At 40.5% G+C, this 16,980-nt stretch carries 16 protein-coding genes; 4 read left to right on the top strand and 12 right to left on the bottom strand.

The genetic code is table 11. From position 1 onward, the window contains the following. The 8 genes from FN809_RS02920 to FN809_RS02885 all read right to left on the bottom strand — a co-directional run bounded on the left by FN809_RS02920 (position 1) and on the right by FN809_RS02885 (position 7,234). The gene (locus FN809_RS02920) at positions 1-1,095 is read right to left on the bottom strand and encodes an efflux RND transporter periplasmic adaptor subunit (protein WP_142531962.1); all 1,095 of its coding nucleotides are present in this window, start codon (positions 1,093-1,095) and stop codon (positions 1-3) included. Positions 1,096-1,112: 17 nt separating this feature from the next. Continuing rightward, complete coding sequence (locus FN809_RS02915; protein ID WP_142531961.1) at positions 1,113-2,396, bottom strand: TolC family protein; 1,284 nt, start codon at positions 2,394-2,396, stop codon at positions 1,113-1,115. An 85-nt stretch (positions 2,397-2,481) separates the two neighbouring features. Then, entirely contained in the window at positions 2,482-2,928 is a 447-nt protein-coding gene (locus FN809_RS02910) for a GbsR/MarR family transcriptional regulator (RefSeq protein ID WP_142531960.1), read from the bottom strand. 297 nt (positions 2,929-3,225) lie between these two features. Beyond that, positions 3,226-3,408 carry an alpha/beta fold hydrolase gene (locus FN809_RS02905; protein ID WP_142531959.1) on the bottom strand — a complete coding sequence of 61 codons (183 nt, stop codon included), beginning with the start codon at positions 3,406-3,408 and terminating at the stop codon, positions 3,226-3,228. A 249-nt stretch (positions 3,409-3,657) separates the two neighbouring features. Continuing rightward, a complete protein-coding gene (gene tpiA, locus FN809_RS02900) occupies positions 3,658-4,413 on the bottom strand; it encodes a triose-phosphate isomerase (protein WP_142531958.1) in 756 nt (251 codons plus the stop codon). Between the two features lie 29 nt (positions 4,414-4,442). Beyond that, the gene (locus tag FN809_RS02895) at positions 4,443-5,663 is read right to left on the bottom strand and encodes a BT_3928 family protein (RefSeq protein ID WP_142531957.1); all 1,221 of its coding nucleotides are present in this window, start codon (positions 5,661-5,663) and stop codon (positions 4,443-4,445) included. 3 nt (positions 5,664-5,666) lie between these two features. Further along, complete coding sequence (locus FN809_RS02890) at positions 5,667-6,233, bottom strand: DUF1599 domain-containing protein (protein WP_142531956.1); 567 nt, start codon at positions 6,231-6,233, stop codon at positions 5,667-5,669. A 296-nt stretch (positions 6,234-6,529) separates the two neighbouring features. Further along, positions 6,530-7,234 (bottom strand): SAM-dependent methyltransferase, encoded by a 705-nt coding sequence (locus tag FN809_RS02885; protein WP_142531955.1) that lies wholly within the window; start codon positions 7,232-7,234, stop codon positions 6,530-6,532. A 169-nt stretch (positions 7,235-7,403) separates the two neighbouring features. Between FN809_RS02885 and FN809_RS02880 the strand changes: the two genes are divergently transcribed. The 3 genes from FN809_RS02880 to FN809_RS02870 all read left to right on the top strand — a co-directional run bounded on the left by FN809_RS02880 (position 7,404) and on the right by FN809_RS02870 (position 10,556). Further along, entirely contained in the window at positions 7,404-8,330 is a 927-nt protein-coding gene (locus tag FN809_RS02880) for a DUF6263 family protein (RefSeq protein ID WP_142531954.1), read from the top strand. Positions 8,331-8,709: 379 nt separating this feature from the next. Continuing rightward, positions 8,710-9,810: an acyloxyacyl hydrolase gene (locus FN809_RS02875; RefSeq protein WP_142532309.1), complete on the top strand. Its 1,101-nt coding sequence runs from the start codon at positions 8,710-8,712 to the stop codon at positions 9,808-9,810. Next, a complete protein-coding gene (locus FN809_RS02870) occupies positions 9,807-10,556 on the top strand; it encodes a GIN domain-containing protein (RefSeq protein WP_142531953.1) in 750 nt (249 codons plus the stop codon). The genes FN809_RS02875 and FN809_RS02870 overlap by 4 nt, the downstream gene beginning before the upstream one ends. Positions 10,557-10,852: 296 nt before the next feature. On the opposite strand, the gene FN809_RS02865 is transcribed toward FN809_RS02870, so the two are convergent. Then, positions 10,853-13,177, bottom strand: coding sequence for a TonB-dependent receptor (locus FN809_RS02865; protein ID WP_185957412.1), 2,325 nt, complete (start codon positions 13,175-13,177; stop codon positions 10,853-10,855). Between the two features lie 403 nt (positions 13,178-13,580). After that, entirely contained in the window at positions 13,581-13,937 is a 357-nt protein-coding gene (locus tag FN809_RS02860; protein WP_142531951.1) for a hypothetical protein, read from the bottom strand. A 369-nt stretch (positions 13,938-14,306) separates the two neighbouring features. Here FN809_RS02860 and FN809_RS02855 point away from each other — a divergent pair, with 369 nt between their 5' ends. Further along, entirely contained in the window at positions 14,307-14,576 is a 270-nt protein-coding gene (locus FN809_RS02855) for a DNA-binding protein (protein WP_142531950.1), read from the top strand. Positions 14,577-14,743: 167 nt separating this feature from the next. Here FN809_RS02855 and nhaA read toward each other — a convergent pair whose 3' ends face one another. Both nhaA and FN809_RS02845 read right to left on the bottom strand, forming a co-directional pair. Then, positions 14,744-16,105, bottom strand: coding sequence for a Na+/H+ antiporter NhaA (gene nhaA, locus FN809_RS02850; RefSeq protein ID WP_246095411.1), 1,362 nt, complete (start codon positions 16,103-16,105; stop codon positions 14,744-14,746). A gap of 62 nt (positions 16,106-16,167) precedes the next feature. Further along, on the bottom strand, positions 16,168-16,884 hold the full coding sequence (locus FN809_RS02845; RefSeq protein WP_142531949.1) for a nucleotidyltransferase family protein: 717 nt from the start codon (positions 16,882-16,884) through the stop codon (positions 16,168-16,170). Positions 16,885-16,980: the final 96 nt, after the last annotated feature.

Below are 16,980 nucleotides of genomic sequence, written 5' to 3'. Positions count from 1 at the left end.
TTACTTTACAATTTTCAGCTTGGAGCCATTTAACAGATTGGCTTGTCCTTCCACGATGATTTCCATACCTTCTTTAATTTCGTCAGCAATCACCTCAATTTTGTCATTGATACGTTTGCCTAATTTAACCTGTATTTGCTTTGCTGTACCGTTTTGGTTAACAAAAATAAAGCGTTTACTGGTTCCTTCCTGTTTGAGAACAGCGATAGCCGGTACTACCAAAATATCTTCGGGGTGCAGTTCTATTTTTATTGTACTGAACATTCCGGGGCGTAAAATTTCATTGTTGTTTTTTACTAACACTTCAGTAGGGAAGGTGCGTGTAGCCGCATTGATGGTGGGGTAAATTTTATACACACTGCCATCAAAAACCTGCTCAGGGTAAATGTCGGTGTGTACCTTGGCCACCATTCCTTTTTTTAATTCGGGAAAATGACTCTGTGATATATTTACCATGGCTTTTAAAGGATTTATTTGCATTAGCGTTAGTATGGCTGCTTTACCGACTTCGGTATTGGGTGCGCCCGAATATATTTCTCCGTCTTCGTAATATTTGGCCGTAACAATCCCGTTAATAGGGGAGAGCAAGGTGGTGTTTTCTTTTAAAAAATCCACGTTAGCCTTGGCTACTTCGTATTGTGTTTTGGCTTGTTCGTATTGTTGTTCCGAAATACTTTGCAGACTAAAAAGAGTATCTATCTGTTCAAAGTTATAACGGGCATTTTCTAATTGCGAACGGGCTTGCGTTAGCTGGGTACGATCCATTTGCACCAATACCTGTCCTTTTTTTATTCTGCTGCCCACCTCTACGTTTATTTTAGAAATACGTCCCGGTGAAGCGGGGGCAGCGTGTATCTCGGTAAAAGCATTGAGGGTAGCCGTATAATCGAGTGTTCGGATAATATTTTCTTTTTGTACGCTTTGTACACTTACCGGAATAGCATTTTCGTCTTCTGCTGCTTTATTATCGGTGCTTTTTGATTCTCCGCACGCTACTAAAATTACGGACAGCAATATTCCTAAACCCAAATAGAATCGTTGTAATACTGCGCTCGAATTAAATTGAAAACAGGTGTTATATGTTTTTGCTTTCATCTTTTTAATATGTTTTACTAAAGGTTATTGTATAATTTATCTAATTGTAGCATCGACTGCAAAAATTGCAGGACGGAGCTTACGTAGTTGTTTTCGGCCTGTAAGTAATTGCTATTGGCCTGCGTAAGCTCCAAGCTGGATATTTGACCCTGCTTGTATTTGTTATTCATGCTTTGGAACACACGCTCCGAAACTTCAACGTTTTGTTTTTGGGTGATGTAATTTTCGTAGGCGTTATTTTTTTCGTATATCAATTGCCTCTCCTGCAAGGTGAGTTGCTCTTCGAGTAATTGGGTACTCCTTTTAATTTTGTCGTATTCCACCTTGGCTTTCGAGAGTTGTGCCTTACGCGATAAACCCGAAAAAAGAGGGATGTTTAAGTTGATGCCGGCCACGTTTTTGGGGCTCAGGTCGAAGTCTGATTTCATTATTTTTTCGGTATAGCTGTAAAAGCCGCTAATGGTGGGGGCATAGGCCCAGCGCTGCATCTGGATATTTTTATGGCCTAGATCCTCCTGCACTAACATAATCTGGTAATTTGGGTTGTCGCTTATATCCAGGTTAGGATCAATTAAGTTCCTGCCTTCCATTTGCGATATAATGTCGTCCAACTTTTCGGTGAGCACCACTTCTTCCTCCGATTCAACTCCCAACCAAAGTCGCAGCATGTTGTAGTTGAGCTGCAGGTTGCGCTCCATCGATTTTCGGGTATTTACTATTTCGGAAAGGTTGATGCTGATTTGATCCACATCACTGCGCTCCGCCAATCCCATTTTAAACATGTTGCGGGTATGCTCATGCATATTTTGCAGGTTCAGCTCATTTTCATTCACTATCTGCAACAGCTTTTTTGTAACCAATATTAAGTAATAGGAATTGCTGATGTTTTCGCGCACATCCATTTCGCTTAGTTCAATATTTTTTTCTGCGATACGACGGGCTATTTTAGCGGTCTCTAAACCTACCCAATACTGTCCGCTAAAAATCAATTGCGAAACCTGTAGTTTGGCGTTCATCTGATCTTCCATTACAATTTCGGATCCCGGACCAAAGTTAAAACTGTAGTTAAAGTTGGTCATGTAATCCATGGTTCCCTCCGCTTGGGGCAAGCCTGCGCTTCGGGCTTCTCTCACGTCTTCCGCAGCGATAAGCAAGTCGCTTTTGGCGTTCATTAGGTTTTTATTATGTTGCAAGGCATACTCCTGCGCTTGCTTTAGATTGAGGCTTATCTGCTTTTCTTGCGCATTTAATATGCTCCCCAACAACAATATAAAACATACATAAAATACTCTCACATTCATAACTATATAATTGGTTTGTAATTAATCGAACCAAAATTGTAAAAAAATATTTGGTGCTTACTACTTACTGTTCTTCAGGTTTAATTCACTTTTTGATTTCCATTCTATCTATAAAGCAATCAATCATTTTAATCATATCCATCATAAATTGAGCATTCATGGATTGTTTATCTTCCTTTAGCTCTACAACATTTTCGACCAGTTCTTTAAAAAGCTTTGTTTTCTTAACAAATTCGTCAATCAGGGTAGAGGTGTTGTGTTTTTTAATTTGGAAATACCTTTTACGGTCGCCGGGCAAAGTCACATATTCTATATTTCCTCTTATTTCAAGGTTTCGCAATGCAACGCTCGCCGAACTTTTACTGATGCGCAGCTCCTCAACTATCTCTTCAAAGGTAAATTTCTCTTTATCCATCACCATAAGCAAAGCGTGAATACGCCCGGCAATGGGCTGCATACCCTCTTTGTCGAAGTATCTGCCCAACTCTTCTACCAACTCTTTTTGTTTTTTAATTCTATCTTCGTTATCCATTGGTTATTATTTTAAGATGTAGGTGTGCAAAGTTAGTAAAGTTTTATTAGTTCGCAAACTTACGAACTAAATAATTATAATGCAAATGGTTTTTATATTGAGTTTTTATAATGTTGGATTATAATATTTTTATCACAATTCAACCCTAACCAACTCCTGGCCAAGTTTGTGCAGTGCTGCTGATATTTTATTAACCTGAGGTTTGCGGGGCTTGCTTTTGCCGTGCATGTAACTCCATATTTGTTTTCGATGTATACCCGTCAGGCGTTCCAGGGTAGCGGGGGTGATGATGCCGGTTTAATACTGGAACAAACTTTCGTAATCAAATTGGATGGACAGCTCAAAGTTGTCCTTCATCTGCTTTACAAAAGAATCGGAGCTTAGGGAGTTGCCGTGCAAAAGCATCAGGTGCTTTGAGCCATCGCCGGCTTGTAGGTACGCAATGGATAATCCGTCGATGGTTATGCGTTTCTTTTTCATCCTCAACAGTTTTATTTTAATGGGAACGGACATTCACGGCAGTTTTACACCGTGGTGGAGCCGATCGGGTATGCTCTTTCGAAAGGCTATCGAGTTGATACGGATTGTCAAGATAACTAAATGCGGCGTTCCTGTCAACCGCAGGTGAGGTTTATATCAGGTGGTGGTATAAATAAACAAAAGCCATTCCCACGATGGGGATGGCTTTTGATATTTGTGTCGTTATAGTTAGCGGTAATGCACTACGACTTAAAAAGCATCAATAATACCTACAAAATCTTCTGCCTTTAACGAAGCGCCTCCGATTAAGCCACCGTCAACGTCGGGATTGTCAAATAGTTCTTTGGCGTTGCTTGGTTTACAGCTTCCCCCGTAAAGTATAGAGGTATTGTTGGCTACCTCGGCGCCAAACTTATCGGCAATCACCGAGCGGATGTAGGCGTGGATTTCTTGTGCCTGCTCGGGTGTAGCCACTTTACCGGTTCCAATGGCCCAAACGGGTTCGTAGGCTAAAATTATTTTAGCAAAGGCATCTGCAGACAGATGAAACAAGGCTTCTTCAATCTGGGCTTTAACCACCTGGTTTTGTTGGTTGGCTTCTCTTTCTTCCAGCACCTCGCCAATGCAGAAGATAGGAGTGAGGTCGTTGGCCAGTGCCAAATCTGTTTTTTCTTTTAATGTTTCATTGGTCTCCCCGAAGTACTCTCTTCTTTCGGAGTGACCCAGGATTACATAGCCTGCGCCTGTTGATTTTACCATGGCAGCAGAAATCTCTCCCGTGTAGGCACCAGACTCTTTATTGGCACAGTTTTGTGCAGCAACACCAATTTTATTTTTATCCACTGTTTTAACCACTTCGGTAATGTGTGTGGCAGGTACACCAATTACTACATCGCAATTGGGCTTTTTTGAAGCTAATATTTTATTTAATTCGCTAGCTAAGGCTACCCCTTCTTGCAGGGTCTTGTTCATTTTCCAGTTTCCGGCAACAATGTTTTGTCTCATCGTAAAAATATTTATTATTTAATTTAAAATTACTTCTCTTTTCGCATCAGCAGTAAAACAATAAGTACTCCGGCAAAAAAAAGTGCCAGTACGCTTAATGTGTTTTGTGTGCACAAAAGTTGGCTTAATCCGTACGATACAGGGTTTTTAAATTCCTTCACTTTGGGTATATCGTTGTGATGCCATTTACCCACCACCGTTCCTTTCTGTAACAAAACCATCCCGGGGTTGGATCGTATTACTGTTTTTAGCATCGTTTCGTCGGCGTTCAGATATTCAAAGCCTGCGCCACTGTCCATTTCAAATTTTGTAATGGCATCGTCTGCCGAGGCTGTTAAAAAATAAGTTTGTATGCCTTGTGCTGCCGCCTGATCTTTTATCTGCACCAACTGCGCTTTGTTTTTCCATTCTCCTTTTCCCACCTGTGGCGAGATAATCAAGATAACCGGGCTGTCGCTGTTTAATATTCTGGAGGCCTGGTCGTTGCCTTCCGAGTCGTTCAGAACAAAATCGTGAATGGGCGGCTCATAACCTTTTTGCAGGATTTCGGTATGGGTATCGATAAATACCCAGGATGAATCGGTATATGGATAATTTTCAGTGGTAAAAGTTTTTTGCTCACCATCTTTCTCCATTAAAAAAGTAGTTTCGTATTCGGCTTGTTGGGCACCTTCCGGAATAGTCATTCCTTCGGTAATGTTTTTACCAATTTTATACGGACGGAAATCAATGATAGGCAGGTGCTGTAAACTGTAATAGGAAACAGTGAGGATGCCGATGGTAAAAATAAGGGTGACCACTAATTTTTTAAAAACCGAAATGTTATCATTGAATTTGTTACGGTTAAAAAACAGATACAGAACCGGTAACATAACAACGATATTCTTAAAAAAGGTTTGCCAGTTGCTTAGTTTAACCGCATCGCCAAAACAACCGCAATCGGTAACGGGGTTAAAAATGGCAATACCCAAGGTAAGCGGTAAAAAAATCACCATAAACAGCAATGCCAATGTGGATGATGTTTTTATGCGGATACCAATGAGCAAGTGCAGTCCGGTTAAAAATTCCAAGGCGGATATTACAAAGGCTGCCGGCATAGCTACGCCTATTACAGCCTCCATGCCAAAAGAACCCAGGTAATCGCTAAATTTTATAGCACTACCTACCGGATCCACAGCTTTAACAAAGCCTGAAAACACGAAAACGGCACCTACTATTATTCTACTGATTACAAATAAAAATCTGGCCATAGGTTATTTATCTTTTGAAATTGGTGGTTCGGGAAAATCTAACTGAATCATGGCAAATATGGCATAATTAATCATATCCAGATAGTTGGCATCGATGCCTTCCGAAATAATGGTTTGTCCCTGGTTATCTTCGATTTCTTTGGTGCGATGCAATTTCATCAATATCAGGTCGGTAAATGAGCTGATGCGCATGCTGCGCCATGCTTCATCGTAATCGTGGTTTTTGTCGCACATCAGGTTTTTGGCTTTGTACAGATTATCGAGATAAAGTTTTAGGGCTTCATCTTTATCCATAACGGGTTGGTCAGTGGGGCCCAATTCTAATTGTATAATCGCCATGGAAGCATAATTGATAATACCAATAAATTCTGAGCGTATCCCTTCATCTATCTTGCTCGTACCCTTGGTTTGTATGCTTCGGATGCGCTTTGCTTTGATAAATATTTGATCGGTCACCGATGAGGGCCTAAGGATGCGCCAGGCAGTGCCATAATCTATCATTTTATTTTTAAAAATGTCTTTGCACACATTAATTACATGCTCAAACTGTTGCTCTGTTTTTTGCGACATAATCTTTTATTATCCTTTTCAAAATTGAAGCGTAAAAGTATCAAAAATTCCCTAAAGTGCAGCAAGTATTAAGATTCTTTAAATCAGAAGTCCTATTCGGCAAAAACAATACAGCGCAGGTAATGTGTTTTATATTTCCACATAAGGCATTAACTTTATAGTACAAGCAAACGAATAATGTTGTAATTTCACATTATGTCTATCTTCAATCAGGGTATGCCTTCACCTGCTTTTACTTGTGCTCCAGACAGTATATAATTTACCGTTTGTACTTAAAGTTTTGATGCTTTTTTACATCATCCTTGTATCAAAAATATGGTTGGCTTTTTATGCAGTTCAGGCAAACTGCCTTTCCATTGCGCCACCGATTTTGTTTTTATAAATTCTGTTTTCAGTGTAATATCGCAGGCCACACCTACTTTTGTTTTGGCATTACAAACGGCTAATATATCCTTTAAAAGATGATTGTTGCGATAGGGTGCTTCTATAAAAATTTGGGTCTGCTTTTCGCGTATCGAGCGTCCTTCCAATTGGGCGATGGCCTTGGCTCTTTCGCCCGATTTGATAGGCAGATAGCCATGAAAAGCAAAGCTCTGTCCGTTCAAGCCAGAGGCCATTAGCGACAGTAGGATTGAAGAAGGCCCTACCAAGGGCACCACTTTAATATTCTGTTGGTGTGCGGCCGCCACAATGTCGGCACCCGGATCGGCCACTCCGGGACAGCCGGCTTCTGAAATAACACCTACATTGTTGCCTTTTCTGACCACATTTAAATAGCTGCTTTTCTGTTGGACTGTTGTATGCTTGTTTAACTCGAAAAAAGTAAGCTCGTCAATGTTAATTGACTTGTCTGCTTTTTTTAAATAACGTCGGGTGCTGCGGATGTCTTCAACAATAAAAAATTTTATCTGTTTTAACAATACAACAACATCGGCCGGTATTACGCTGCTGATTGCCGAATCGCCCAGGGTGGTGGGTATTAAATAGAGTGTTCCCTTCATGGTTTCGTATTTTGGGCAAAAGTAATAAAAAGGAACATGGTATGTGCGCGTGGCACAGTTTTAGTAAAACAGGAACTACATTAATCAGCATTTTTTTCCTATGCTTTCTGTAAAATACCAAGATAAGATGTATTTTGCGATGCTTATGAACAAATATTTATAGTGAGATATGAAAAAGAAAAATATTTTTTTAGCATTATTTGTGCTCGTTGTGGGTGCAATAACAATAAATGCTCAATCGTACAATCTTAAATACAATCTGAAAAAAGGACAAGATTATCGTTTTTATCAGGAAACAAAAATGAAAATCGTGCAGTCATTGGGCTTTATCGATCAGGAAATAAACAATGAATTTAAGGGTATAACGCGTTTTACACCGGTAGGGAATGAGGGAAGTAACATCGTTTTAAACACTTCCTTCGAATCCATGATTGTAAGTGTGAAGAGTATGATGTTTAACCTCGACTATGACTCTTCAAAACCCTTAGATCCGAACGATAATATGGCAAAGCTGTATAGCGCTGTTATCGGCAAAGATTTTAAAATGGTGATTACCCCTCAAGGTAAAGTGTTGAGGATTGAAGGGATTGACAGGATTATCCATGAGGCCGTTAAATCAATGGAGAATGTACAACCGCAAATGGCAGCGATGATGCGAAAAACCCTCTCGAGTCACTTTGGAGCAGAGGCACTTACAGGCAATATGGCAATGCTGCTTTCTATTTATCCTGTGGCAAATAAAAAAGTGGGCGACAATTGGAGTACCAGCACCAAATTAGCTTCCGGACTAAATGCCGATCTGAACAATACATGGACTTTAGCCGATGCATCAAATAAGCAATGGAAGTTAAAAGGCAATGGCAATATTACTACCGAAGGCGGAGAGACCGAAATGAATGGCATGAAAATGAACATTAATCTAACAGGGAATCAAGATTCTGAGTTTGTGCTTAGTCAAAACGATGGCTGGTTTGTGAGTGGTAAACAGAAACAACAAATTCAAGGTGTTGTATCTATGAAAGGAAATGCCCAGATGCCTCAGGGTATGGAAATACCAATGAAGGTTACTTTATCTACTTATTTAGAAAAGAGGTAATTCGTGTGGTGGGCCGATCTCTTAAGCGCTACGGATAAAGTACCATTATGGTTTGGCTAAAACTGTAACATCCAATTTTATTGTTTATGCCATACGGGTACTTCTTTTTTTATTTAAGATAATTATGACGTGCAAACTAATTTAAACAAAAGGCGCAAAAAGGTCGTCGCAATAGAAAATGTTAAAATCAAAAAGCCAGATGAAAATCTAAGGGAAGCTGACTTGGAAAATAAATACAGGTAAAAAAGAAGGGATGATTAAGTAGAGTTTTGCATTTTTGCAGCGTAAAACCTAAACAGCTATTACGAGTATGCCACTACAGCTAACCTTGAGAATAAATATATATATCTGCAGACTTTCGCTTGTTTTGATATGCATAATGGGTGCCGGAATATTGCGTAGCACCGAAGTTTTTGGACAAGTACCCAACAATTCAACTCCACCAAACCAACACTCAGTATCGGTGCTTTATCATCATGGAATTGTGATTCCACATCATGCCAATATGATTTACTTTATCGATGATTTTTCGAGAGGAGTTGAGGTCAACTATGCCTTATTGCGATTTGATAAAAGCGGCTGGCAGCAGTGGTATAATTTTCCGGAGGTGGGTATAGGATTCTTTTACAATTCGTACGGTAATCCGCATATCTACGGTCAAGGATTAACACTATATCCATACCTTCATTTTCCTATCGTGCGCACACCTCGCTTTTCGTTGAAAAATAAGTTGGCATTAGGCCTGGGGTATACCAACCGGCCATTTGATTACCAACATAATCCTGAAAATCAAATTTTTGGCACCTACCTGAATGCCTACGTTGGTTTGGGATTGTACTCCTCTTATCGAGTATTAAAAGATTGGTCTGTAAGTGCTTCTGCTTCATTAAATCATATGTCGAACGGAGCCAGTCGTAAGCCCAATAACGGCATTAATACGTTTACATTAAGTTTAGGGGCCAGTTATCATTTTGAACCTCATTTATCGCCAAGGTTAAGCAGAAAGGTTGCCCTGCCAAGCAACCGGCGGGATGTAGAAGTATTTATGAATTATGGTCGTAGTCAGGCGGCCGATTATAACTTCAACCTGTATTCATCTGGCAGTCTCAGTATACACCATATATGGCATCGTTCGGTAAAATCGGCTTGGGGTGCCGGGCTGGATATGATTTATTTTGGTGCAGCTCCCTTTGTTTATCAAGAGTTTAATCATCAGGATACAGGAGCACAGCGGCTATTTTACGGAGTCAGTGGCGGAAAGCAGTGGATAATGGGCTCAACTACTGCTTTTGTGTATGTGGGTGCTTATCTTTATTCTCAAATTGATACGCCACAAGCTTTTTATCCCCGTGTGGGTCTGCGGCAAAGTATTACCTCAAATTTTGTTGCAAACTTTAGTATCAAAGGCAGTTTCTTCAGAGCCGAATTTTTGGAGTTTGGCTTAGGATACCGCTTTAATTACAAAAAAAATGTTTTATGAAAACTTATGGTTTTGCCTTAATAATATTTTTACTGGGAAGTATTTTGGGCTGCGATTATATTGATGCACTCACCAGTGAAGATGAGATACTATTTTCTACATTACCGTTAAAACCCTTTGATGAGGTGGTGATAGACACTTCAGTGAAATTGATATTAAAAAACGACAGTGTTTACCATGCCAGGCTTCAGGGACTTGGTTTTGTGCTGTCGAGGCTAAATATAAAGCAGGTGGGAAAAATTATTTACCTTGAAGCCGATGGTGCCGGTTTTAGAAAAAAACAGGCAGCCGAAGTGATACTGCATGCTCCTTCGTTTAAAATATTGACCTCTAACTGGCCTGCTGAGATTGTAACAAAAGATACCTTAAGGCTGAACCATTTTTCGATGGTGATTAATGGACGAGGTGCATTTACCGCTAGTGATATTACCATTAAAGCCAATAGCTTGTCCATTGCAGCTTACGGCAGCAATGCCGGCACACACGTTTTTAGGGGAGAGGTAGAAACGTTTAGGGTAATTTCTGAGGGACTCACCTCAATAGATGCACGGAATCTGCTTGCCCACAAAGTAAACTATACCCAACGATCGGTAAATCCGGCTTATGTTTTTGCCACCGAACAGTTAGTGGTGGAGATGGCTGCTGCCGGAAGTATTTATTTATGGGGCAATCCGCAGGTAAGTGTTGATAAGCAACTACCGACTTACGAGGTAAAGTTGGGAGAAGTAGTGAAAAACAATCCATAGCTGGGCACTACTTCTTACCCATAGGCTTGAGATGAAAGTTGATTCTTAAAGAGCAGAGAGGTCAACAATTAAATTGTTGACCTCTCTGCTCTAGCCAGCACTATTGGTATTTACCATATTTGGTGCGGTCCGATTGTGTTTTATCGTCAATAGAACTATACCATATAAACCCGTTTCCGACTAGTCCTCCCCTTTTATATTTGCTAAAGTACAGTTTTGGTATTCATGCTATGTTAGGAAATACTACCATGGTAACAACATCCATCCTGTATATGAAAGTCAGGTGTATTTCGGAATTACAACCAATTACCCACTTTAATACCAAAATAAACACTGCGTGGCAGGCTCGGGCCATAGATATAGGCCGGGTCGCGGTTAATGCCTTTGTCAAAATCGTCTTGATAGGAGTTAAATACATTTTTTATTCCGGCACTAATGCTCATGTCAAATCCTTTTATCATTTTAATTTTATATTCGCCCTTGATGCCTGCATCAAAAAATTCCGGCGATACTTTTATCTCACCACCCTCACTGTTACCGTAATACTCCAGTTTCATAGTACCTGTGTAGCTGCCATTTGCAGATAGAGTTAAATTACGGATAGGTAATAGATTAAAAGTAAAGTATCCATAATTATCGGGTGTTCTTAAAAAATCTTTGGTAAAGTTTCCGTTGCCATATTCCTGCTCTTCAGTGTATTTGCTAGTCTGAATAGTCATGCCTAAATCAATGTTCCATTTCACCGATGGATAATATTTGGCTTCCAGATTGATTCCTTTTACCTTGGCATCGCCACCGTTAATGCGCGTGTAAATTACTACATTATTTGCATCGGGTGCACTTTGTTCATTGGCAAAAGCATCGTTTAAGTGCGTATAGAATCCTTCGGCCATAAACTCAAAAGCAGCAGAGCCAATTGTTGCCTGATAACACAGTGAAGCCATTAAGCTGTTGCTGCTCTCCTGTTTAAGGTTGGCACCATTTTGATGAATTACCTTTCTTTTGCCGGCTACTTCGATATGTAAATCCTCGTCATAAATTTGCGGAGCACGATAGCCGTTGGCATAACTCCCTCTCAGTTGAAGCTGTTTTGTGGGTTTGTACAGAAGGTTTAAACGCGGGCTCAAAACCGTGTTTGAGAGTTCGGCATTACTGCTTTCATTGTCTGTAATATTGTAATGATCCATTCGTACTCCTGCCGACACTGTTAGTTTGTTTAGTGTGTAATCATATTGTCCAAATGCTCCCCAGGTACTTACCTTTTGATCCGAAATCGCCACCTTAGGATAAGTGATCCCATCCTCGGTGTAGCCTAGCTTATTATCCTCCAGCCTGCTGCCCGTATTTTCAATTCCTGTAATGTAATTATGCTTGCCTGCACCACCTTTATATTGCACACCATAGGAGAAGGAAAGGTCTGTTGTTGCCCCATAGGCACTTTTATCCGGTGTGCCGTCGGCTAATTGTGCGGGGTCGTCCATGGGGCGGCTAAAAACATAGCCCTCGGGATAAGATCGGGCCCCATAATATGAGCCTCTGTTTACATGTTGTGCAGAAGCATACATGGAGAGTTGGCCGCTATTGGCACCCACAAAACGGGTGTATTTGAGCGATCCTGTATTTATCTTATGGTCAACGGATTCGGCTATGTTGGCCAAATGTTCAGGCATATCCAAAAGATCGCCACCCCGTCGCTCTTCCCTGATATGGAAATAATCCATTGTTATTTTGTTGCGGTAGCCTATACGTTGATAGATGCTGGTGCCAATGGTTTTGCTGTTCAATTGTGCCAGCTCAGTAAACGTATCACCATTGGCATCATACGCTTCCCTGTTTCTGTGGGTTCCGTAAACGTTTATGCCTGAGTTTTTACTTTGCGAGACAATTGAAGCGTTTAAATTAAGATTTAAATCGTTGCTGGGGTTTTTACTAATACCAATAATGCCGTTGTTGATGCCTGCTTCAATTTTATTATTAATGGGTTCGCTGGTTATAAGGTTAATGGTGCCGGCAATGGCATTGCTGCCGTATAAGGCTGAGCCACCCCCTTTTACCACTTCTATCTGCTGTATCATATTGGCCGGTATTATCTCCAGACCGTACACGCTGGCCAGTCCGCTAAAAATAGGACGTCCGTTCACCAAAACTTGCGAATAGCTGCCTTCCATACCGTTCATCCGTACCTGGTTGGCACCACAGTTTTGGCAGTTGTTTTCCATGCGTAAGCCGGTGGTAAAATTTAGCCCCTCGCTAAGGGTGACGGCCTGAACTTGCGCCAGCTGCTTGGGATTCATGGTGTTTACAATCATTGAAGCATCCACCCTGCGTTTCTGGGTTTTATCGGCCGTTACCACAACTTGTTCCAATCCAAGTACATCCTCCTCAAGAGCAATATCTATCGACAAAGGCTTAGAATCCTTAAAATGAATTTTTACTTCTTTGGTTTTATGACCTAATGATTTAACTACAAGGGTATGGTCACCTTCGGGAAGGTGTTCAAAAAAGAACTTACCGTTTATGTTGGATGCAGAACCGATAGTGGTGGATTTTAGTTGAACGGTAGCAAAAGGCACAGGTTGACCGTGGGCTTTTATTTCTCCCTGCAAGGGCGGTGGAGCCATATTTATTGCCGTAACAGGTAAAACTAAAAGTAAAAATGAGAGTAAGAAGATTATTTTTAATTTGAACATAAGATTATATTATAATGCATAAGGTGCAAATAGATAAAATAAAGGCTAAGTGTAAACGCAACAACTTTTTTTAGCTTTAACCGCTGCCTGCCTGTATTCAGGCGACGGTGTCCAACTTAATATTTTGAGTAAAATATTAGTGAATAGTAGTTGTTGCGCGAGAGATATAACTATTTAATTATTCGGGTTTATAATCTCGCGTTTAAAATTTAGGCAGGTGAAAAAACAGCAAGCCAATTTTGCCAATTTATCTATGAATTAAATAAAAATAGAATATAAATGCTTATAGATGAGCAGGTAAACTTACTTTGTGATTACCATTAAAAAAGATGGGTTATGCTAAAGGTGGGCCACGCCATTGCGAATGGTGGTTTGTTCGGTTGTGATAATTATTCTTCCAAATGAAATTAGTTTTGTTGAAAACAAAGCTAAACTTGGATTCAATGGATATGGATAAGGCGTTGTTTAGATAAGTAAATGTAGTCGAAAATACGAAATTGCTTGCAGCTTCGCCATCCATGCTGTTGTGCGTATGTTTGCCGCTTTGCGAATGATGAAAGTGGACAAGAATTTGATTATCGCTAAGGATGTGTGCATGCAACCCATTGTTTAAACTGAGTGTTAGACCTATATTTAGGAACAGTACCAGTAATAAAAATCCGGACGATAATATTTGGTTTGTCTTTTTCATATTTTACGCTGCAAAAATGAATTTTTCCTTATTCATATCCAATACCTAAATATGGTGAGTTTTGTTGGGAGGTTTCAATTGGCGAATAGAGGATAGTGTTTATTTTAGGAGAGGGGAAAGAACAAAATCGGTTGTACTAAGCGCTGTTAAAGCCCTATGCTTTTTGTTAGCGCTAATGGTTAATCGTGAAGATTAAAAGCTATAAAATAATTAATCGTGTTGAATAGAGAAACAGAACTGTGAAGTAGGTAGGTACAGGGGCCTGGTTTTTTGATATTGTTAAAGGATGTTGCATAAAGTTTAAATGTTTTTTTTATCAGAATATAATGTCTATATTTAAATCGCTTCTAATTTTAAATCATATCGCTTATGAGCACTACAATCACATTTAATCAGCTGAGAAAGCTTAAAGACAGCTTGCCAGACGGCAGCATGAGAACTATCGCCAAAGAATTAGATTTAAATGTTGAAACCGTTCGGAATTATTTTGGAGGGAAAAATTATGAAAGAGGTAAAAGTGTCGGTATACATTTAGAACCCGGCCCTGATGGAGGAATTGTAGAACTCGATGACACTACTATTTTAGATTACGCCAAAGATATTTTAGAAGGAAAAAAACAGGTGGAGGTATTCTCTTAGTAGTAGGAGTTAATAGACGTAAAACAAAAAAAGGTGCTTTTATTAGCACCTTTTTTTGTTTTAAGCTCTTATCATATACGTATCCCCGCAATATAAGCAGCTGCCTGCCGCAAAGCGGCAGGCAGGCTTTGATATACTTTTTCCGGTTTATTGAGGAGGGCGGGGGATTATCGCCGATTCTTCACCATATCTTCGTCTTTTTTAAGCGAATATTTTAGTAGATAAAAACCGACCACACCTGCCACTATGGAACCGATAAAAATGCCAATTTTGGCCTGATTCAGAATGTCGGGTAGACCTTTGTAGGCCAAGCTGGCAATGAAAATTGACATGGTAAAACCAATACCACCCAGTAGACCCAAACCGGCAAAAGACATCCACGAGGAGCCTACCGGTTTAATGGAAAAACCGAGCCTGACTCCCAACCAGGCAAATGCCGTAATGCCAATTACTTTCCCGAACACCAAACTAAAGGCAATAGCAAAAGAAACCTTTCCGAGAACATCTGCGCCGTCCTGACCCGCGCTCAGCACTACCCCGGCGTTGGCCAGAGCAAATACGGGCAGCACAAACAAACTGATAAAGCCATGAAACTGGTGTTCGATGTATTGTAGTGGACTGCGTACTTTGCGTACTGCATATTCTATTTTGGAAACCGCATGCATTTGTTCGTCTGATAAAACTATTTCGTGGGCACTCCGGGGTATTTCGCCAAAATGTTTAAGTCCGGTATTTACTCGTGGTAAAAAGCTGTCTACATGTACCTTTGGTCTGGCCGGAATAGTAAAGGCAATTAATACGCCGGCAATGGTGGCGTGCAAGCCGGAACCTGGACCTGCCGTTCCTGATTCCAGAAATAAATACCAGATAACAAATCCCAGGAAAGTATATAATCGTAAGTCCTGAATATTACGCATATTGGCAATAACCAAAACGCCTAATAACACACCTGCAATAATTAAATAAGTCCATTGTAGCTCACCGCCATAAAACAAGGCAATAATCAGTACCGCACCTAAATCATCAACAATGGCCAGGGCAGTTAAAAATACCTTCAGGCTCAACGGTACGCGCTTGCCCAGCATGCTTAAAATACCGAGTGAAAAGGCAATGTCGGTGGCCATGGGAACACCCCAACCTTTGTTGGCTGCTTCGCTAAGTCCAAACAAAAAGAAAAATAAAATAGGCACTACCATACCACCAATGGCACCAAAAATGGGCAGGGAGGCTTGTTTGATAGAACTCAGCTCACCAGCTATTATTTCTCGTTTTATCTCCAGCCCCACCACAAAAAAGAATATGGCCATCAGGCCGTCATTTATCCAGTGGTGCCAGCTCATCTTTAAATGAAACTTCCCCACATCAATGGTGAGCATGTCGTGCCAGGTGTGTTCGTACAGGGTGTGGTCAATATTGGCCCAAACAACGGCCACAAAGGTAGCTATCATTAAAAGTGCACTTCCGCCGGTAATGGCTTTGAAGAATCTCTTAAAATAACTCGAATCGTTTTTCATATCGGTCTTTGTCATCGTGTAATTGCTTGTTTGTCAAAAATGTTGAATTTTATGTCGAAATTTAAGTTGGATTTTATTTAATGAAAATATTTATTGGCTGTTTGCAATTTTTCGGGTGTTCCTATATCAAACCAGTATTCGTTCCAATCTTTCCATCCATATATGGCATGATGAGTCGAAAGCTTGAGATAGCCTTGTGTGATCGAAAATTTACGCAAGTCTCCCAGAAGGGGTATAATGTCGGGCTCAACAATGTGTATCCCCGAAAAAGCCAAGTTGGTATGCCCATTGGTTTTACGTGTAATTTGTTTCTCCTGCGTGCTTACGTTTTTCCATCCCGAGAGGCGCATATCATCATCGAACAAAAAATAGCGTGCGGTGTCTCTGTCCTTTACCATTAAAGTGGCTATTCCCTTTTTTTTGCGGTGGTAAGTAATCATCTGCTTTAGGTTTGCGCCCGTAAGTACATCTGCGTTGTACATGATAATGGGATGATCCGGTGAAAATAGGGGAGCAGCTTTTAGCAGTCCGCCGCCGGTTTCTAACAGTTGATCGCTTTCGTCGGATATTAGCAGCTGGATATTCGGAAAGCGTAGTGTAGCTACATAATCTTTTACCAACTGAGCGTGATGATGTACATTGATAACAATATGCTTGACCCCTGTTTCCCTGAGCTTTTCGATGGCATGGAGCAGCATAGTTTTACCTGCTACCTTAACTAATGCTTTGGGTTTGTTTTGGGTTAAATTACCCAAACGGGTACCCAACCCTGCGGCAAAAATAAGAGCATTCATCGCGTTGATTATTTGTTGTTGATTGGCTTACAGAGTTTACGTTCTTTGTTGGCCGTTCGGTCGCACTTTTTGCATTTGTACTTGTTTTCCTTTTGC

It is taken from the genome of Saccharicrinis carchari (genome assembly GCF_900182605.1).
Classification (GTDB): Bacteria; Bacteroidota; Bacteroidia; order Bacteroidales; family Marinilabiliaceae; genus Saccharicrinis; species Saccharicrinis carchari.
This window is presented reverse-complemented; position numbering and strand designations above follow the sequence as displayed.